Annotated in this window: 16 protein-coding genes; 9 read left to right on the top strand and 7 right to left on the bottom strand. The window is 52.6% G+C overall.

The annotated features are described in order from the left end of the window. Nucleotides 1-10 precede the first annotated feature (10 nt). The 6 genes from trpC to FOA19_RS14105 all read left to right on the top strand — a co-directional run bounded on the left by trpC (nt 11) and on the right by FOA19_RS14105 (nt 6059). A complete protein-coding gene (trpC, locus tag FOA19_RS14130) occupies nt 11-832 on the top strand; it encodes an indole-3-glycerol phosphate synthase TrpC (protein ID WP_149091952.1) in 822 nt (273 codons plus the stop codon). A 142-nt stretch (nt 833-974) separates the two neighbouring features. Further along, nucleotides 975-1610 (top strand): phosphoribosylanthranilate isomerase, encoded by a 636-nt coding sequence (locus tag FOA19_RS14125; RefSeq protein WP_223808901.1) that lies wholly within the window; start codon nt 975-977, stop codon nt 1608-1610. A 69-nt stretch (nt 1611-1679) separates the two neighbouring features. Next, nucleotides 1680-2876: a tryptophan synthase subunit beta gene (gene trpB / locus FOA19_RS14120; RefSeq protein WP_149091434.1), complete on the top strand. Its 1197-nt coding sequence runs from the start codon at nt 1680-1682 to the stop codon at nt 2874-2876. After that, nucleotides 2863-3639 (top strand): tryptophan synthase subunit alpha, encoded by a 777-nt coding sequence (trpA, locus tag FOA19_RS14115; protein ID WP_149091433.1) that lies wholly within the window; start codon nt 2863-2865, stop codon nt 3637-3639. The genes trpB and trpA overlap by 14 nt, the downstream gene beginning before the upstream one ends. A 111-nt stretch (nt 3640-3750) precedes the next feature. Next, nucleotides 3751-4764 (top strand): 3-deoxy-7-phosphoheptulonate synthase, encoded by a 1014-nt coding sequence (gene aroF, locus FOA19_RS14110; RefSeq protein ID WP_149091432.1) that lies wholly within the window; start codon nt 3751-3753, stop codon nt 4762-4764. A 539-nt stretch (nt 4765-5303) separates the two neighbouring features. Next, on the top strand, nt 5304-6059 hold the full coding sequence (locus FOA19_RS14105; RefSeq protein ID WP_149091431.1) for a hypothetical protein: 756 nt from the start codon (nt 5304-5306) through the stop codon (nt 6057-6059). Between the two features lie 226 nt (nt 6060-6285). Here FOA19_RS14105 and FOA19_RS23570 read toward each other — a convergent pair whose 3' ends face one another. Then, complete coding sequence (locus FOA19_RS23570) at nt 6286-6456, bottom strand: YciI family protein (protein WP_223808900.1); 171 nt, start codon at nt 6454-6456, stop codon at nt 6286-6288. A 351-nt stretch (nt 6457-6807) separates the two neighbouring features. Further along, nucleotides 6808-7485, bottom strand: coding sequence for an arylesterase (locus FOA19_RS14095; protein WP_149091430.1), 678 nt, complete (start codon nt 7483-7485; stop codon nt 6808-6810). A gap of 152 nt (nt 7486-7637) precedes the next feature. Here FOA19_RS14095 and FOA19_RS14090 point away from each other — a divergent pair, with 152 nt between their 5' ends. Together FOA19_RS14090 and FOA19_RS14085 are read left to right on the top strand one after the other, a co-directional pair. Beyond that, the gene (locus FOA19_RS14090; RefSeq protein ID WP_149091429.1) at nt 7638-8321 is read left to right on the top strand and encodes an ABC transporter ATP-binding protein; all 684 of its coding nucleotides are present in this window, start codon (nt 7638-7640) and stop codon (nt 8319-8321) included. A 217-nt stretch (nt 8322-8538) separates the two neighbouring features. Further along, on the top strand, nt 8539-11076 hold the full coding sequence (locus tag FOA19_RS14085) for an ABC transporter permease (protein WP_223808899.1): 2538 nt from the start codon (nt 8539-8541) through the stop codon (nt 11074-11076). 189 nt (nt 11077-11265) lie between these two features. On the opposite strand, the gene FOA19_RS14080 is transcribed toward FOA19_RS14085, so the two are convergent. From FOA19_RS14080 to FOA19_RS14060, 5 genes are all read right to left on the bottom strand, one after another. Further along, entirely contained in the window at nt 11266-12519 is a 1254-nt protein-coding gene (locus FOA19_RS14080; protein WP_149091428.1) for a sialidase family protein, read from the bottom strand. 118 nt (nt 12520-12637) lie between these two features. Then, a complete protein-coding gene (locus FOA19_RS14075) occupies nt 12638-14932 on the bottom strand; it encodes a TonB-dependent receptor (protein ID WP_149091427.1) in 2295 nt (764 codons plus the stop codon). Between the two features lie 101 nt (nt 14933-15033). After that, nucleotides 15034-15411 (bottom strand): hypothetical protein, encoded by a 378-nt coding sequence (locus FOA19_RS14070; RefSeq protein ID WP_149091426.1) that lies wholly within the window; start codon nt 15409-15411, stop codon nt 15034-15036. Between the two features lie 196 nt (nt 15412-15607). Then, nucleotides 15608-16078 carry an Mpo1 family 2-hydroxy fatty acid dioxygenase gene (locus FOA19_RS14065; protein ID WP_149091425.1) on the bottom strand — a complete coding sequence of 157 codons (471 nt, stop codon included), beginning with the start codon at nt 16076-16078 and terminating at the stop codon, nt 15608-15610. A gap of 149 nt (nt 16079-16227) precedes the next feature. Then, complete coding sequence (locus FOA19_RS14060; protein WP_149091424.1) at nt 16228-17727, bottom strand: hypothetical protein; 1500 nt, start codon at nt 17725-17727, stop codon at nt 16228-16230. Nucleotides 17728-17967: 240 nt separating this feature from the next. On the opposite strand from FOA19_RS14060, the gene FOA19_RS14055 reads away from it, so the two are divergent. Next, nucleotides 17968-20118, top strand: a complete 2151-nt coding sequence (locus FOA19_RS14055; RefSeq protein WP_149091423.1) for a dipeptidyl-peptidase 3 family protein — start codon at nt 17968-17970, stop codon at nt 20116-20118.

Here is a 20118-nt window from a genome sequence, read left to right as displayed (position 1 = left end):
TTATATGTCTTTGACCATCCTTGACAACATCATCGCCCATAAGCGGCAGGAAGTAGCCGACCGGAAAAGCCTGGTGCCTACGGCGCTGCTGGAACGCAGCATTTATTTCGGCTCACAGCCGGTGTCGCTGCGCAAGTACGTGCAGCGCCCGGACCTGAGTGGGATCATTGCCGAGTTCAAGCGCAAATCGCCCTCCAAAGGAATTATCAACGCCTACGCGCCGGTGGAGCGCACCTCCATCGGGTACATGCAGGCGGGCGCCTCGGCCTTGTCCATCCTCACCGATACCAACTTCTTCGGGGGCAAAAACGAGGACCTCACCACCGCCCGCAAATTCAATTTTTGCCCCATTCTGCGCAAAGATTTCGTGGTGGAGGAGTACCAGATTTTAGAGGCCAAATCCATCGGGGCCGATGCTATTTTGCTCATCGCGGCGGTGCTGACCAAAGAGGAGGTAAGCCAACTGGCGCAGTTCGCCCATTCACTTGGGTTGGAGGTGTTGCTGGAGGTACATAACCGCGAGGAACTGGAGCGCACCATCACTCCGCACGTGGACCTGGTGGGCGTGAACAACCGCAACCTGCATGATTTCTCCGTGAGCCTGCAGACTTCCTTTGACCTGGCCCAGCACATTCCCAACGAGTTTGTGAAAGTATCAGAGAGTGGCTTGAGTGAGGCCAGCAGTGTGATGGAGCTTCGGCAATACGGCTACGAGGGCTTTCTGATGGGAGAGACTTTCATGCGCCAGAGCCGCCCTGAGAAAGCCTGCGCCGCCTTTGTGGAGGAGTTAAAGAAACTGCACGTAGTAAGCCAGCTAAGCTTCAACGGGTAAATTAGTTATGAAAAATCTGGGCTTGGTTTGATAACCGTTTTAGCCTTGATTTTTGGAAAACAAACCTGAAACGGTTTAGAGGTGGAAAGATTTAAGAACCTTTCCAGAAGCACAGCCCCAAAGACAAACAAAACGAACCAACATGGCAGAGCACCACCTGAAGATAAAAGTCTGCGGCATGAAGTACAGTGAGAACATCCAGGAACTCATGGTGCTCCAGCCAGATTACGTGGGGTTTATCTTCTATGAGAAGTCGCCGCGTTACTTCAATACCCAGTGGGCCGTTTTCTCGTCGGTTTTCCCGAAAGAGACCAAAAAGGTGGGCGTGTTTGTAGATGAGGACCCTAGTGCCATTCTGCAGAAAGTAACTGAGCTGGGTTTGGAGATGGTGCAACTGCACGGGCATGAATCACCGCAGGTGTGCGCTGAACTCAAGTCTGCCGGATTGATCGTGATGAAGGCCTTCAGGGTGGGCGCGGACTTTGACTTCGGGCAACTGGAGCCCTACGCCGGTACCTGCGACTATTTCCTCTTCGACGCCAGCGGCGCCAGCCCCGGTGGCAACGGGGTGCGGTTCAACTGGGATCTGCTGCAGAACTACCATTTGGATGTTCCTTTTTTCCTGAGCGGCGGCATTGACCTGGAGCACATTGAGGAGATTAAAGCTCTGCAATTGTCCAACCTGCACGGTCTGGACCTGAACAGCAAATTCGAGATTCAGCCGGGCTTGAAGGATATCAACCGGTTGAAACAGTTTATTCAAGAAGTGAAAGCATAATTATTAATTAACAAGAAGTTAAGGGAGCGAAGATCATGTGTTGAGCTTCCTGAATTATACCCTACAGGAATGGAATACGGAGTAAACGAACGCGGCTATTATGGCCAATTTGGAGGGGCTTTCATCCCGGAAATGTTGTACCCTAACGTTGAGGAACTGCGGGAGAAATATCTGTCCATCATGGCAGAACCAGAGTTTCAGCAGGAGTTGCAGGAACTGCTCCATGACTACGTGGGAAGGCCCACGCCGCTGTACCATGCCAAACGCCTATCAGCGCTGTATAACACCAAAATCTACCTCAAGCGGGAAGATCTGAACCATACCGGTGCCCACAAAATCAACAACACCGTGGGACAGATTTTGTTGGCCAAACGGCTGGGCAAAAAGCGCATCATCGCAGAGACAGGAGCGGGGCAGCACGGCGTGGCGACGGCTACTGTTTGCGCATTGGCAGGCCTGGAGTGTATTGTGTACATGGGTACCGTTGACATAGAGCGGCAGCGTCCCAACGTGGAAAAAATGCGTCTGCTGGGCGCCACCGTGGTGCCGGCCACCTCCGGTTCCCAAACCCTGAAAGACGCAACCAATGAAGCCATCCGCGACTGGATCAACCACCCCGAGGACACGCACTACATCATCGGCTCGGTGGTGGGGCCGCACCCGTACCCTGATATGGTGGCCCGTTTTCAGTCCGTTATTTCAGAAGAGATTAGAAAACAGCTCCTGGAGAAAGAGGGACGGGAGTTGCCAGACTACGTGGTGGCCTGTGTGGGCGGCGGCTCTAACGCGGCCGGCGCTTTCTACCATTTCCTGGATGAGCCTAGCGTAAACCTGATTGCCGTAGAGGCTGCAGGCCTGGGCGTGGATTCCGGCCACTCGGCGGCAACCTCGGTGCTAGGCAAAACCGGGATCATCCATGGCAGCAAAACCCTGCTCATGCAAACCGAGGATGGCCAGATCACCGAGCCTTACTCTATCTCGGCGGGGCTTGATTACCCGGGCGTTGGCCCGCTGCATGCGCACTTGGCCCAGACCGGCCGGGCCCGCTTCATCGCCATCACCGATGCCGATGCCATGGAAGCCCTTCGTGAGTTGAGCCGTCTGGAAGGCATTATCCCAGCCATTGAGACTTCGCACGCCCTGGCAGCCCTGAAAGAGATTAAAGCCGGTCCTGAGGAGGTGGTGGTGCTGAACCTTTCCGGCCGCGGCGACAAAGACCTTAACACCATTCTTACTTATTTTGAACAACAAGATGGCCCAAAATAGACTATCGCGCCTGTTTCAGGAGAAAAGCGGAAATCTACTCAACATTTACTTTACCGCCGGTTACCCGAAACTGGAAGACACCGTCACCATTCTGGAGGAACTGGAAGCCGCCGGCGCAGACCTGGTGGAGATTGGCATGCCTTTCTCTGATCCCCTCGCCGATGGCCCCACCATCCAGGCCAGTAACATGGTGGCCCTGGAAAACGGCATGTCCATTAAGACTCTGCTTCAGCAACTAGAAGGAGTGCGGGAGCGGGTAACGGTGCCTATCATTCTCATGGGCTACCTGAACCCAGTGATGCAGTACGGCTTTGAGCGTTTCTGCGAAGATGCCGCCAGGGTAGGGGTAGACGGCTTGATTTTGCCCGACCTGCCTTTTGCTGAGTACGAGGAAGAATACAAGCCCGTCCTGGAGAAACACGGTCTCAGCCTTATCTTCCTGATCACGCCGCAGACCTCCGAAGACCGCATCCGGCAGATAGACAAGCTCACCAACTCCTTTATCTACATGGTGTCCAGCGCCAGCACCACCGGAAGCCAGGTGCAAACCTCAGATTCCCAGAAGGCATATTTCTCCAAAGTGAAAGGCCTAGGCCTGAAGAATCCTTTGCTCATCGGTTTCGGGATCAGCGACAAGCCTTCGTTTGAAATGGCCTGTTTGTCAGCACACGGTGCCATTATTGGCAGTGCCTTCATCAAAGCCCTGCAGAAACCTCAGGAAGTCCGCGAAAACGTAAGATCGTTCCTACAAACACTTCGCTAATTTGGAGATTTGAAGATGAGGAGATTTGAAAAATGGAGAATGAATCTCCTCATTTCTAAATTTGTACATCTTCAAATTTCCAAATTACCCCATCTCCAAATCCAGAAAATCATGCTTATTCAGCTACAACAAGATATACGTCCTGAGGACAAAGCGGCCATTGAAAACAAGGCCAAGGAGTTGAAATACAAAACCACGGAGGTGGTGACCCAGGCAGGCCATTACCTGGTGGGCACCGGCAAAGCCGATTTTGACGTGCGCGCCATCGGGCATCTGCCCGGCATCAAGGACATTCACATTGTCTCTGATGATTACCGGCTGGTTTCCAGAAAATGGAAGGTAAACCCCACCGTCATTGATTTTGGTGACGGCCTAACCGTGCAGGAGGGAGACCTGACCATTATGGCCGGTCCTTGCTCTATTGAGAACGAAGACCAGATTGAGAAAACCATTCAGCACCTGGTAGCCAACAATGTGCGGTTCATGCGCGGCGGCGTGTTCAAGCCCCGTTCCTCGCCGTACTCTTTCCGCGGCTTGGGTCTGGAAGGCCTGAAGCTGTTCTATGACATGTGCCGCGCCCACGGCATCAAGATTGTGACCGAGGTGATGCAGGTATCGCAGATTGCGCCCATGGAGCCCTACACCGATGTGTTCCAGGTAGGCGCCCGCAACACCCAGAACTTCAACCTGCTAGATGAACTGGGTAAAGTAGACAAACCGGTTTTGCTCAAGCGCGGTATCTCCGGCACCATTGACGAATTGCTGTACTCCGCGGAATACATCTTCTCCGGCGGGAACGAGAAACTGATGCTCTGCGAGCGCGGCATCAGAACCTACGAAACAGCCAGCCGCAATACCCTTGACCTGAACGCCATTCCCATCCTGAAAGAGAAAACGCACTTACCGGTGATTGTGGATCCGTCTCACGGCATCGGCATCCGGGAGTACGTGGAGCCTATGGCTTTGGCCGCGATCATGGCTGGTGCCGATGGTATCATCTACGAGACGCACGAGAAACCCGAGGAAGCCGCCTCAGACGGAGCCCAGACCCTGAGCTTCTCGGAGTCGGAGCGCCTGATCAGGAAGATGCAGAAAACCTTCGAGCTACGGAAAGAGCTGGCGTAAGAAGACGTCAGTTGCTACCCTGTTCCTGCCTTTGTGAAACTTCTTGGGTGGGGAGAAAATTTTTCAGGAGATGGTGTTTTGAGGCCGTTTTTGAGAAACCAAGCTTAAAACCCTTAGAAGCAAAAGGTTGTAAAAAGCAGGCCAGCTGAAATTCTTTTTGATGCTCCTGATAAGGGTTGTTGTTTCTACGGTGTTTTACTAAAAAGCGGCTTGAAACGGCTACAGAGGAATCTTTTTAGAAAGAGGGCCGTATAATTGCTCGTGAACCAGGAAGGAATTATCGCCCAAGGCAGATTTGATTTAAGCGTTAAAATATATGAAGTTCTTGGTTTTCTGAGTCAGGCCCTTTATATTAGTTTCAGTTATGAAAACATTTGCCCAGTCACTCATTATTGTCAACTGCAAACCGTTTGCGATGCAAACCGGAGCCAGGACAGTATGGGCAATAGTTAACTAACCAGTTTAGAAGTTAAAAACCCAATATAAAGCCTGGCTCCGGTAACGGAACCAGGCTTTTTTTATTTATTCATACCAAAGCCATGTATCAGCAACAGTATCATCAGTACAGCATCAGGCAACAACAGACCTGGAACATCTTGTACACGAAGCGGGCAGAAGCACTTTCTGCCGTGGTTTCCCTGCCTTTCTGGCAAGGAATCAACGCCCTTGATCTGAAGGCTTATTTTATTCCCGATTTCCAGAAGGTGAACTTCCATTTGAAGAGCCTCACGGACTGGGAATTGGTAGCAGTAGAAGAGCCGCTGCGTCCTCGCCAGGTATTGGCCAAGTGGGCGAAACGGAAGTTTCCGGCGGTGACGTCTCTACGCCTGCACCCAGACAGCGACCTGCGTTTGCAGGGCGACAAAGACCTGTTCCAGGATGTGTTCAGCCAACTGCCGTGGTTGCTCCAGCCTGAAGTAGCCGATTTCATGGAACAGTTGGGAAAACTGTCGCTCCAGCACAAAGACCCGGCTGCTACTGATCTGTTGTGGCGCTTGGTGCAGCACGTGCTGGGCAACGGCCTCATGCGCGATGCCCAGGGAAACATCACCTTGTTTGGGGCGAACTTGATTTCCAATGCTCCAGAAGCTGAGCTAGCCCTGAAGCGTGAGAATGCCTGGCACCCCATTGCGCTGGAGGAAATTCTGGGTCAGCCTTACAAAGCAGGTGAGGCTCCAGAGGCTTACTTCGTGCTGGAAAGTCTCTCAGACCTGACCCAATTAGCGGAGCAATTGGAGAAAGAAGGCTTGCCAGTAGTAGAGATCCCGGCCCAATGGCAATTGCTGGTGGGGTAAGGTGATGATTTGAAAAGATTTAGACAAACTGTGCAGTATTCTTTTGTTGTTTCCTAACAGGAGGGTGGACTCGCTGAGTGCTGTATAGTTTCCTTATCATGAAAACCCAAGCCTGTCAGATGATTTATGCGTGAAGAACGCAATTCACCTGGCAGGCATTTTTATTCCCCTACTTGGAGGGGCGGGGGTGGGTAAAAAATCCTCTTAGCTTAGCAGCAGTTAAAACTTAGTTACCGCCAGCAGGGTGATATTCATAAGTGTTCAGCCCATTGGCCGGGTCATTTTGGATGAGAGTGATTACCTCTTCTTCCTTGTCTACCCGCACTACTCCGGCACCGTATTCGCCTTCAAGGTCCAGCACTGGCCCCAAGATCAGGGCAGTGCCCTCTTGTACCAAAGGCTGCTAATACGCAACATGCGCCTGCATCACTTGCCTTTCCTCTACATTCATGTCCATCGCGAAACTTGGCCTGGGCGGATTCAACTTCAGGCAAAGCATTTCCTCTCTGTATGCATGATGCTCTGGAGCTTTTATGTTTATAAACAAGTCAGGTAGAAGAAGACTTAAGTGGTGGACAGTCCTGCAGGTCAAAGTTTGTAGAACTTGGGTGCGCGAGTAAAAGCCAGCAGAAAGAACCTTGTGCCGAAGTTAAAAGACGACAGGCATATAAAAGACAGGCTCTCGTTTCAGGGAAGTTTTCTGAAAAACATGCCTGAAACGAGAGCTTATCTATATAGGAGAGCTGGGTTACAGCAAGCCTTCCAGAACTTCCCACACGTTATTAGCCAATATTTTCTGACCGGCGGCGGTAGGGTGCACGCCATCGGCTTGGTTAAGGGAGCGGACCCCTCCAACGCCCTCCAGCAGGAAAGGCACTAGGGCCATGTTGTTCTCCTCGGCCAACTGCCTGAAAATCACCCGGAACTCACTCGCGTATTTGCCGCCCATGTTGGGGGGCACCTCCATGCCCGCCATCACCAGTTTGGCATCGGGGTATTTGGCTTTCACCTTGTCTACAATGGCCTGTAGGTTTTTCTTCGTCTCGCTTGGCGGAATGCCCCGGAGTCCGTCATTGGCGCCCAGTTCCAGGACAAAGATGTCTACCGGTTGGCGCAGAAGCCAGTCAATCCGGTTTTTGCCTCCGGCGGAGGTTTCTCCGCTCAGGCCCGCATTGATGGCCTTATAGGAAAGATCCAGGGAATCTATCTTTTTCTGAATAAGCGCCGGGAATGACTCTGAGGGATTGAGGCCATAGCCGGCGGTGAGGCTGTTGCCAAAAAAGAGAATGTTTTTCATAGGTTGGGGCGCCTTGTTAGCTGCTTCTTTGTCTTTTCCGGGAGTGGCCTCGTCCTTTCCGCCGTTTCCGGAGCAGCCGGAAACCAGCCAGACAAAGAGCAACAGGTAAATGAATGAATGTTTATGCATACGGGGTCGTTTTCTTTTTCACCTGCAAAGAAAGTACTTATACCTTGTTTAGGGCGTTTGGGGTTTAAACAATGGAATTTAAATCCTGTTCTGTAATTTACCGTTTGCTTATTCGGCACCAGAACCAAATCCTCCTTATCTAACCAAGCGCCTTGACACCAATTCTGAACATCCAGGATCTTACCAAAACCTACCAAAGTACCGGCCAAACGCTTACCGTGCTGGACAACATCAACTTCTCTCTGGAGGAGGGCTCCACCAATGCCATCATCGGTCCCTCGGGAAGCGGGAAAACCACGCTGCTGGGTCTTTGCGCCGGCCTGGACCGCTCTAGTTCCGGCATGGTGGAGTTGAACGGCATCAGGCTAGATTCATTGAACGAAGATGCGCGCGCGCAGGTCAGAAACCAGTACGTGGGCTTCATCTTCCAAAACTTCCAATTGCTGCCTACGCTTACGGCGCTGGAGAACGTGATGGTGCCCCTGGAACTGCGGGGTGAGAAGCACATCCGGCAACAGGCCCTGGAACTGCTGGACAAAGTTGGCCTCGCCGACCGGTCGCACCATTACCCCACGCAATTATCAGGGGGAGAGCAGCAGCGCGTGTCCTTGGCACGGGCCTTTTCCAACCGTCCCAAAATTCTGTTCGCCGATGAACCCACCGGTAACCTGGACGCCGAGACCAGCGAAAAAGTAGTCAAACTGATCTTCGACCTGAACCGGGAGGCAGGCACCACCTTGGTTTTGGTCACCCACGATGCCGAACTGGCCGCCAAGACCCAGCGCATCATCAGGATGAAAGGCGGCAAAATCATAGGAGATGATATAATGGGCTAATTTTTTATTGCGCGGATGTGCTAAAGCTTTTTAAAATTGGGGCTGTAGTACTAAGGCTTAAAGCAGCGTCAACCTTTGCTGTTTCCTGCTTCTTTTTTCAAAACTGAGCCTTAAACATCAACCAATTAGCACAGCAACACATCAAACCATTAGCACACCATCAATTAGCACATCAGCACATTATTTAACTAGCACATTATAATCGGCACATTAAAGAATGGATAAACTTAATTTCCCGTGGTTGGTGCAGATGGCCTGGCGAGACAGCCGCCGGAACCGCTCGCGGTTGTTTCTGTTTATTTCCTCCATCATCCTGGGCATTGCGGCACTGGTGGCAATCTTCTCTTTCGGGTACAACCTGCGGCAGGACATTGACAGCCAGGCCATGGAATTGATCGGGGCTGATCTGGTGATTACTAGTAACCGACCGGTAGATCCTAAGATGCTGCCCCTGTTGGATTCTCTGGGAAATAGACGATCTAAGGAGCGGAGTTTTGCTTCTATGATCCTGTTCCCCAAAAGCCAGGGTACCCGGCTGGTGCAGATCAGGGCGCTGGAAGGGCAATTTCCTTATTATGGAGCCTTGGAGACGGTACCCAAAGCGGCAGCACAGGGGTTTAGGGAAGGTCAGCAGGCACTGGTAGACAAGACGCTCATGCTGCAGTTCGATGCCCGGGTAGGTGATTCTATCAAAGTAGGGGAGGTTACTTTCCAGATTGTGGGTATCTTGAATAAGGCCCCGGGGCAGACGGGTATCTCGGCCACGGTGGCACCGGCGGTGTACATTCCGCTCCGGTTTTTGCCCCAAACCGGTTTAGAGCAAAAAGGCAGCCGCATCAATTATCTCTTCTACTACAAGTTTGACCAGAAAACCGATGTCAAAAAGCTGGTGGAGCGTTTAGAGCCTCGTTTGGAAAAAGAAGCCCTAAACACTGAGACCATTGAGACGCAGCGGGAGGACATGGGCCGTTCGTTCAAGGACCTGACCAGCTTCTTGGCGTTGGTGGGCTTTATTGCGCTGTTGCTGGGCAGCATTGGCGTGGCCAGTGCCATTCACGTGTACATCCGGGAGAAACTGCGTTCCATTGCCATTCTGCGCTGCCTGGGCGTGAGCGCCACGCAGGCCTTTCTCATTTACGTGATTCAGATTCTGGGCATCGGGTTGCTTGGTTCTATCATTGGGGCGGTGCTGGGCACGGTGGTACAGCAGTTGCTGCCGCAGGTGTTGCAGGATTTGCTGCCCGTGGAGATCACCGTGGGCATCTCGTGGCTGGCCATCTTTCAGGGGATTGGGTTAGGGCTGATCATTTCTCTGTTGTTCGCGCTTCTGCCGCTGGTAAGCATCCGGAATGTCTCGCCGCTGAACACCTTACGCATCTCCCTAGAGAGCACTAGTTTGTTCAGAGATCCGCTGAAATGGGCCGTGTACGCGCTAATCCTGTTGTTCATCTTCGGGTTTACCTACCTGCAGACCGAGAAATGGAAAGAGGCGGTTTATTTCACCTTAGGCGTTTTGGTAGGGTTTCTGGTGCTGGCCGGCATCGCCTGGACCCTGATGTGGGCCGTGCGGCGGTTCTTCCCTGAGAGACTGGGCTACATCTGGCGGCAAGGATTGGCGAACCTGTTCCGGCCCAATAACCAGACGCTCATCCTCATCATCTCCATCGGGCTGGGCACGGCTTTTATTTCCACGTTGTACTTTGTGCAGAACATCCTGCTGAACCAGGTGACCTTGTCGGCGAGCGAGAACCAGCCCAACATGGTGTTGTTTGATATACAGGAAGGGCAGCGTCAGGCGGTGGCTCAACTCACCAAACAGCAGGGCCTTCCCGTGATCCAGCAGGTGCCCATTGTGACCATGCGCATAGAGGAAATCAACGGCCGTACCGCCGAGGATGTCAAGGAAGACAGCACCTTGGGCGTTTCACCGCGGGCGTTCCAGCGGGAGATCAGGTCTACTTTCCGGAGCGCATTGTCAGACTCAGAAAAGATCATTGAAGGGGCCTGGCAAAAGAAAGTCGCTTCTCCCAATGATACGATATATGTTTCACTCGATGATCGTTATGCCGAGTGGATTAAAGTAAAGGTTGGAGATGAGATCGTGTTCAACGTGCAGGGTGCGCTCATCCCTACGGTGGTGGGCAGTCTCCGCGAAGTAGACTGGAACCGCATCCAGACAAACTTCAGGGTGGTCTTTCCGGAAGGGGTGTTGGAGGCGGCGCCGCAGTTCCATGTGCTCCTCACCAGGGTGGGTACCCCCCAGACCTCGGCCAGATTCCAGCAGGCGGTGGTACGGCAGTTCCCCAACATCTCCATCATTGACCTGGAACTGATCTTGAGCGTGATGGACGAACTGCTGGACAAGATAGGGTTTGTGATCAGGTTCATGGCGGCCTTCAGCATCATTACGGGGTTGGTGGTGCTCATTTCCTCGGTGCTCATCAGCAAGTACCAGCGCATGCAGGAAAGCGTGCTGCTGAGGACACTTGGCGCTAACCGGAAGCAGATCTTCGCCATCACGGCCCTGGAATACTTTTTCTTGGGCGCTTTGGCTGCCGGCACCGGCATTGTGCTGTCGCTGGCGGGAAGCTGGGCGCTGGCCAAATACTCCTTTGAGACCACGTTCAACCCTGAGCTTTTGCCGGTATTGGTCTTGTTTATCATCATTTCCTCGCTTACCGTGGTCATTGGGCTGTTCAACAGCCGGGCCGTGGTGAATCAATCGCCGCTGGAGGTGCTAAGGGCAGAAGGTTAAGAATTTATTCAAAAGCGAATCGGGGCTACTTTTTAAAAAGTAGCCCCGATTCGTTTTTGACATGTGATATACTGTTTCGACTTTCCAAGGTAACTAGAACTTCACGATACCCACATTTCCCTGTTTAGAGCCTATTTTCTTAAAAATAGCCCCAAAATTATTAGCCTGTCCATTTCTTAAGAAGGAGGATTACAGCTCCTTTTTCGGGGTTGTTTCTACCACTTTGTACCATACCTCGCTTTTCTCGCCCTGCTTTTGGGTGTATGCTACAAGGATTTTTGACGCGCTTAGCCCAAGTACCACGGGATGGGTGGCGCTGGAGGAGTCTGCGGTAAGGTACGTTTGCTGCACGGGTTTTCCGGTGGCATTCCTGATCTGTAGGCCAATGCGGCTGTTGAATTGCTTTGAACTGGGAATCTGCTCATCCCACACCAAGGCTAGTTGGTTTTCCCCGAAACAGGTGAGCTGCGGATGTTTGGCCGAAGGGAGCTGGCTCACGGCTTCTCTCGGGGCAAAGGCGTCTGCTGCTGATTTGTGGCTGTAAAACACGCCACTGCCTCCGCCCATGGTGTACCAGGCGGCGTGCAGACCGCTCTGGTTCCAGGCCAGCGTAGGCCCGGTATGCGGACATCCTTTAATGGCCCAATTGTCTACGCTGATGCGCTCGCGGGGAGCGAAAGTCTGCCCGTTGTCCGCGGAAACCAGGTGCATCATATCCCGGATACTGTCGTTCAGGATAGCCCGATAAGCAGCGTGTAGTTGGCCTTTCCCGTCTACAAACAGATCGGTGCGGCAGCATTGGCAGAGCTGTTGGTCAATGACTTTCTCGTAGGTAAACCCATCCCGGTTGGTGGTGCTGGAGAAGTAGAGACTGGAACCTTCTTTGGGCGTGTTTTTGCGCGAATCGAGCCAAATGGCGGCAATCTCGCCGGTGGGCAATAAGGTGATGTCAAAGTACCGCTCATCTATGCTGTTCTCTGCGTCTTGCGCCAGTTGCCTGGGTTGGGTCCAGGTTTTCCCGGCGTCAAACGATTGGGTGTACTTCACCAGCCCGGCGTAGCTGTTGTCTGGGTTGGGATTCTGCACGGCGAACATGGCCAGGATGTCGCCGTTCTTCTTGAAAAGGATCTTGGACAGGTTCTCATCGTGCGGGTACACGCCCTGAGAAGTTGGCACTGCCACAGGTTTTTCAAAGGTGTTGCCTCCATCCAGAGAACGGGCGTACATGAGCAGGTAATTGCCCGTGGTGTCCTGCGCCTGCACCCAGCACAGCACCGGATTGCCTTGGTGGTCCTTGGTGAGGTAAGGGCAAGAGGCTTTCAGGTTTGCCTGAGAAATCCTGCTTTCCTGCGGTAAATCTTGCCCAGCTTTGGACTGACAACCTACAATTGATAGGAGACAGAAGTAGAACAAAAGGATGGAAAGGCGATATGGGAAATGCATAGAATCCGTTAGAGAAAATGTATAAAATGGAATGATCTTGTTTCTAGGTTACTTTTTGTAAATCAGCTACAAAACACAATCCTGTTCAACTAAAAAGGTAAGTGGGTGTGGTAAGTTATCAACCACCTTTTCCGATAAATTGGTACCCCACGCCCACGTTGAAGGTGCGAGGCACGCCTTGCCGGTAACTCTTGCCGTAGGAGTATTTATCTACCGTAGTAGCGTAGAGTTTATCGGTTAGATTAATGGCATTGATCCAGGCCTCAAAGCCTTTGAAGGCGTACCCCACCCGGGCGTTGAAAAGATGGTAGCCGCCGTAGGTCTCAGAGTTTAGAGGGTCCATGTAGTATTTGCCCACCCGTTGCCACTCCACACCAAAACGCATCCCTTTCAGGAAAACCGGACGGTAGGTGACCTCGGCATTGCCGATGAACTGCGGGGCGGTGGCCATTTCGTTGCCGGAATAATCTGCGCCGCGCTCTACGTAATCCAGAAACCAGTGCCGGGCATTGGTGCCGCTCACCCTAATGGAAAGCGCCTCGGAGGGAGCGTAGTTCAGGGTGTATTCAAGGCCTCGGTGGCGGGTACGGCCGGCGTTCTGGTTTTGGTAAGAGCCGTCGTCCAGCCGCACCGAGATGATCTCGTCTTTGCCGTCCATCTGGTACAGGCTCACCTCCAGATAGGCTTTGTGCTGCAGGAAACTCCACCAGCCGCCCACTTCGTAGCTCCGGAAATCAGAGGGTTGCAGGGTGGGTACTTTCACGCCGCGGTACAGCTCCGTGATCTGCGGCGGCGCGAAGCCCAGGCTGTAGTTGGCGTACACCCCGTTGCTTTTCCCGAAATCATAGGTCAGGCCCAGCTTGGGCGAAAATTGCCGGTAGCCGTTCTCCTCATCGGGTGCGCCGGTGAAGGAGGAAGACGGCAGGTAGTTGTCGAAGGTATAGTCCAGCCGATCGTACCGCAGGGCAGCCACTAGTTTCAGGCGCTCCAGCGGAGAGAGCTCGGCTTGGGCGTAAACGGCTGTGTTCAGCAAGTCCACGGAGTAGTGGGTGAGGAGCGAATCTGAAGGGGTATAGCCTGTGTACAGGCCATTTTCGTCCCGGTCAATGGCAATGTACCGCGCGGTGTAGGTGGCGGGGCTGTAATCGGCGCTCAGGCCGGCAATCAGGCTCGCGTTCAGAAACGAAAAGATTTTGCGGTGCTGCGCAATGAGGCCGTAGCTAGAGAAAGCGTCTTCGTTGATCTCGCCTTTGGCTTTGCGGGCGTTTCCCTGTACGTTCCCGATGGCGTAAAACGGGTTCTGCCCGATGGCGTTGTTCCGGAAGAACAGCGTGGCCTGGGTTTGGTTTTGATCGTTCCAAGCGTGTTCCAGGGTGCTTCTGAGGCGCAGGGCGTTGACCTTGCGGTAAGTGAAGGTGTGCAGGCTGCTGTATTCCTTCTTATAAAATCGGGTGCTGTCCAGGCCGCCGGTCTGGTCGGTTTTGTAGTCTACCAGGCTGGCGGAGGTGGTGAGCTTGGTTCTGGGTTTGATGCGGTAATCGGCCCGCAGGGTGAACGCCAGTTTGTCAAAATCGCTGTGGCTGATGATGCCGTCCCGCTGCGCGGCGTAATAGCCCCCGGCAAAGATGCCCACCTTCCCAAAGGTGTTGGACACGCTGAAATCGGTTCTTCTGTAGCCCTGGTTGCTGCCTTCTACCTGTACTTTGGCCATAGGCACCGGAGCCGGGGCTTGGGTTATGAAGTTGACGGCCCCACCAATGGCCTCGCTCCCGTACAGCGAGGAAGCGGGTCCTCTGATCACCTCAATGTTCTTCAGGGCCGCCATGTTGATCTCAATGAGCGCATTGTGGTTGAAATCACCGGCGGTGCGAATGGGGATGCCGTCTTCCAGGTACAGGAAAAGGCTGCTGTAGCCAATGGGCTGCCTAATGGCCATGGTATGCTGCTCGTTCCCCAGGTTCACCATGTACACGCCATTCACCTTGTTCAAAACCTGATCCAGGGTGGTGGCCTTGGTCTCCTGCAACACCTGGCTGGAGAGGATACTGATGGCTACCGGCGCCTCGGTTCTGCTCTGGGCCTGCCGGCTAGCCGAGACTATGACCTGGTTTAGTTGGTTAGAGGTGGGCGTTAAGGAAACCAGCGTAAATTGCTCTTGATAAGGAACTTGTCTTGGGTTGTAGCCCAGGTAAGAAACTAGTAAAGAAGTGGGCTTCTGCATGGTTTGGAGGGCGAAGGACCCATCAGAACCGGTGATGGTTCCGGTGGTGTTTTGGCCCAGTTGGACGGAGGCGCCCACCAAGGCCTCTTTGGTATAGGCATCCAGCACCCGGCCCTTTACCGTGAATTGGGCATGGGCATAGTGTGCCAGCATCAGGAGCGTACAGATGCCGGCAAAAAGTCTTTTTTGCATGAAAAGTTATTTACAGTAAGAAAAACAGCGATAGCAGCAACACCGGGGAAAATCCGGGTACGGGTATCCGCTTCGGCTCAGGAAAACCGAAGTAATATTTTTCAGGCTGTCAACTTGGGTGGGTGGAAGACGGAAATATGGACTCCAACCGGTCTTCCTTCCATAACGGGTGCTAGGGAACCCGTAGGTGTCTTGATGAGGCAAGGAATGGTGGCAATGAAAGGCTGATAATACAGCGTGATTTCCTGCTTTTGCTTCTGGGTTTTGTCTCTGCCAGGGTTTTGCGTCTGCTCGGCCTTCTTGAGTTTTTTCATGAGGTAGCATTTCCCGTTACAGTGCAGCTGGGGCTTTTCGCGGTTAATGCATAGGACCTTGGAGATGAAGTCTTTGTTGGCCTCGTAGTCCAGGACAATGAAAAATTTGCTGAATGCCTGGGTTAGCATCACCGACAGAAGCAGTATGGTGGCAAGGTTTTTCAAGGGGTCTGAATCAGCGCAAAGGTAAAGAAGCATCTTTAAACTTCTGGAACCAAGACGGCCTTAATAACCGAAGGGTGGCCTTGTCTTTGGTAAAATTGGTTTTTTGGCTGGTTTCATTAAAACAGGCTCAAAACCTAACTCGCTAGTTGAAAAGTAATCAATGCACGGAAAAGCTGGACCTGAGGAGGGTAGGCGTTTAGTATTTTAGACCTATTTTCTGATAAATAAAGCTCAGGAGCCACACCGGCCCGATGAGCAGGAACTGGACATCTTTCAGGAAAGAGGGCTTTTTCCCTTCAATTTTATGCCCGATGAACTGTCCCACCCAAGCCACCGCGAAGATGATAAGGCATAAGGCCCAGAGCGGTAGCCTTTGCACCTGGTCCAGTTGGTACACAATCCAGAGGAAGAACGAGGTGACCAGCACCATGCCCAAGGCCAAACTGGGCGAGAGCAGGAAGTAGTACACCATACAAAGGAGGACGAACAATATGCCCCAATTGAAGAGAAAAGGCAGGTTCTCCAGGAAATCGGGCACAGGGATGGCCCAGATCAAACCCAACAGGCTGATCATGATGGCCGGGACGCAGATCCAATGGATGAGTTTGTTCGTGCCGTTGCGGTGGCTCTCGGCATACTCGTCAAGCAGTTGGTGGATGGCAGCCATAGTGCTTTTTGCTTCAATGTACAAAATCCATTGAAGGAAGTAAAGCGTTTTTACAGCCCTAAATTCCTGTTACTCAACAGCTATAAAAGTCTTTTGGTGTTTTCAGGCGATGTAAAATCTTAAATGTTAATAAACTTCTAATGTGCCGTTTATGGCTTTTCAAAAATCTGCTTTAAACCTTTGTCGCCGAAAAGGGTGGGGCAGGAGGTAACAGGTTCTAACCGGAACTGTTGGAAAAAGGAGGAAGGTGGCCTGTGTCGCATGAACCAGGCGCGGTTGAGCACCGAATCTGCTGGAGAGTAATCCGTGTAAATAAGTTGTCTCCTTAGCTGGGCCTGGGTGAAGGCAGAGGTCAAAACTTCAGTTGATGCCCAGCTTTCATAAGCGTTGGGATAGTACTTACCGGATTGGTAAAAGTGGTAAGCTTCAAACGCATTCTTGTCTTGCAGCAGGAGCAAGGCCCCAGGTTTTTGCTGCACCACCTGGTAAACGCAGGCTTGGTTCGTGTAGGTGTACAAGTGGTTCGGTACCACAGCATAGGCCATGTTCCAAAGGAATAAAGCGGCGCCCACCAACCAAAAGGAGGCATGGTTCTTCCATCTAAAACAACCCGCCAGAATAGCCACCAGAAAAGGTACTATGACCATGAACTCGGCGTTGCCCACCGCATACCAGGCAAACAGCATGTGCAAGCCTAAGATGATCAGGTGAACCTGGAAAAATAACTTCTGTAATAGAACTGGCTTAGTCCGATAAAGAAACATCTTACTGATCAAGGCCAATGCAATGATGAAAGTGACTATTGCAGGAATTATGTAAACTAAATGCTGCTTCAATAAGAAGTACATTCGGCCGTGCACCTCAAAAAACGTTCTTATAAATGAGATGAAGGTGAGCAGAAAGTTTTGGGCTGATACGGTCGTTTCCACGCTGTTTTTATAAAAGTCCTGGAAAACGAACCGCTGGAATTGGGAAAAGGGATACTCCTGCAGATGCATTACCAAGGCATAAGCCAGCGGTACGAGGACAGCCGGCAGCAGAAACGCCATAGTCAGTTTACCCCGTTTTTGACCCGAAACCAGAAAACCTAGGCCTAAACCCAGCCACCAGAAGAAATGCACCTGGTGGTACAGGCAGGCAAAAGCCGCCCAGAAACTACTCCAAACAACATCCATCCATTTGCCTTGCCTTTGTTGGCGTAGCATAAAATAGGAGCCAAGCAGCGAGAAGAAGATGGGCAGGAGGTAGGTCTCATTCTCGGTGGCGTAGCGCATGGTACCAAAAGAGGCACCTGCCACCAACAGCAATCCGGTCTGTATGTTGGCAGTTGACTGTAGCTGGGCCAGAATGCGCCAGAGCACCAGCAGACATCCTCCGGCTGCCAAGCTGTTCATCAATTTGAGTACTTCTAGCGGTTGCGCCCTCCATCCCAGGGCCTGGCAGAAGTTGTGAAATCCCAGGCCGGTGATATTGTAAAACAGGTGGTGGGGGCGCCAAAGATCTACTTGCCACTTTACGCTGGCGGCGTAATCATAAGCGTCTGAGGTGGAGTTTTGGGTAGGAAGCAACGCATATACCAGGAACAAGGCCACAATCAAGAAGAAAGGAAGAATACGGCTGTTCAGGGAAAGGGTGGTCCGAGGCTCCATGTAGAGGGTGTGGCAGTCGTCATTGCTCCCGCCAGTTTCTTTTGCTTTTAAAGGTATTTCATTCTCTCGATTTTTGGAGCATTTTCTGCGCAAAGGAACTTAAGGCTGACGTTTTGAGATGGATTTCTCAAAAGTGGATCTAAAACTTAGAAAGAGTCAAGAAAATAGCCCAGCCGGACCGGTTTTTGCCTGCCAGTTCCTAATTCCTTACTTTTAAAGGATCAAACCTTAGAAAATAACATGAAGAAAACCCCCATAGCCGCATCGGCGCTGCTGCTGGCCTCTTTGCTGGCCGGTAGTTGCGGCAAGAAAACCACGGCAGCTTCCTCTCCGGCCATGATGCCCGGTGAATCCAGCATCGTCAAAAACCAGGAAATCGGTCCCATCTCCCGCACTTCCCCGCCCCAGGTCATAGTGGAGGATACTGCCTTCAATTACGTTTCTGAGCAGTTTGCTGATCTGCGTATCCTGCGCTATCGCGTGCCAGGTTTTGAGAACCTGACCGCCAAACAGAAGGAGTTGCTGTATTACCTCTATGAAGCCGCCCTCTCTGGCCGCGACATCATCTATGACCAGAACTACAAGCACAATCTGCGCATCAGGCGCACGCTGGACGCCCTGGTGCAGAACAAGCGCGACCGCTCCACGTCCGTGGATTGGCAGAAGTTCATGGAGTATACCAAGCGTGTGTGGTTCTCCAACGGCATCCACCACCATTACTCGGCCAACAAGATCATGCCTGAGTTCAGCCAGGAGTTCCTGGCCGCCTCAATCCGGAAGGTGCCGGCAAATCAATTGCCCCTGCAGCCCGGCGAGAACGTGGAAACCTTCATCAAATGGATCACGCCCATCTTGTTCGACCCAAACCTGGATGCCAAGCAGGTAAACAAATCCGCCGGGCAGGACCTGATCAAAACCTCGGCGGTAAATTTCTACGAGGGCCTCACCCAGAAAGAAGTGGAGGCGTTCTACGCCAAAAAAGACAACAAGAACGATCCGCGCCCAGTTTCACACGGCCTCAACTCCAAGGTGGTGAAAGAGAACGGCCAGGTGGTGGAGAAATCTTGGAAAGTGGGCGGCATGTACGGGCCGGCCATTGAGCGCATTGTGTTCTGGCTGGACAAAGCCGTCACCGTAGCTGAGAACGATCAGCAGCGTCTGGCCTTGCAGAAACTGGCCGAGTTCTACCGCACCGGCGACCTGAAGGTGTTTGACGAGTACAACATTGCCTGGGTCAAGGACGTGGATTCGCAGATTGACGTGGTGAACGGGTTTATTGAGGTCTACGACGATCCTTTAGGGATTAAGGGCTCCTTTGAATCGGTGGTGTCTTTCAAGGACGTGGAGGCGACCAAACGCATCAAAGCCATAGGCGACCAGGCCCAGTGGTTTGAAGACAACTCGCCGCTCTTGCCGCAGCACAAGAAAAAGAACGTGGTAGGCATCACGGCCAAAGTTATCACTACGGTGGTAGAAAGCGGCGATGCGGCCCCAGCAACGCCTATCGGGATCAACCTGCCCAACGCCAATTGGATCAGGAAAGAGCACGGCTCCAAGTCGGTGAACCTGGGCAACATCGTGCACGCGTACACTGAGTCGGCCAACACGGGCGGCAGCGCCCTGAGCGAGTTCGCCTTCAACCAGGAAGAGATCGATCGCGGCAAGAAGTTCGCCTCGCTTGCCGGCGACCTCCATACCGACATGCACGAGGTGATAGGCCACGCCTCCGGGCAGATCAATCCCGGGGTGGGAACGCCCAAGCAGACCCTGAAGAACTACGCCAGCACCATGGAAGAAGGCCGTGCCGATCTGGTGGCCCTGTATTATGTGCTAGATCCCAAACTGGTGCAGATTGGCGTGATGCCTTCTCTGGAGGTGGGCAAAGCCGAGTATGATGCCTACATCCGCAACGGGCTTATGACGCAGTTATCGCGCCTAGCGCCCGGTGAGAAGATTGAGGAAGACCATATGCGCAACCGCCAAATGGTGGCCGCCTGGGCGTACGAGAAAGGCAAGAAAGACAAGGTGATTGAGCGCGTGAGCCGCCAGGGCAAAACCTATTTCAAGATCAACGACTACGCCAAGCTGCGGGACCTTTTTGGGCAGTTGCTGCGCGAGACCCAGCGCATCACCTCAGAAGGCGATTATAAAGCTGCCCAGAACCTGGTGGAGACCTACGGAGTGAACGTAGACAAAGCCCTGCACCAAGAGGTGCTGCAGCGGTACAGCAAACTGAATATTGCCCCGTACCAAGGATTCATCCAGCCAAAACTTACCCCGGTGGTGAAAGACGGAAAGGTGGTAGACGTGCTGCTGGTTTACCCAGAAAACTTCACGCAGCAAATGCTGGAGTACGGCGAGGTATACAACGTCCTGCCTCACTACAACTAA

Origin of the sequence: Rufibacter hautae (genome assembly GCF_008271695.1) — a bacterium.
Classification (GTDB): domain Bacteria; phylum Bacteroidota; class Bacteroidia; order Cytophagales; family Hymenobacteraceae; genus Nibribacter; species Nibribacter hautae.
The sequence above is the reverse complement of the archived record's forward strand: the minus strand, read 5'-3'. Positions and strand labels throughout refer to the sequence as shown.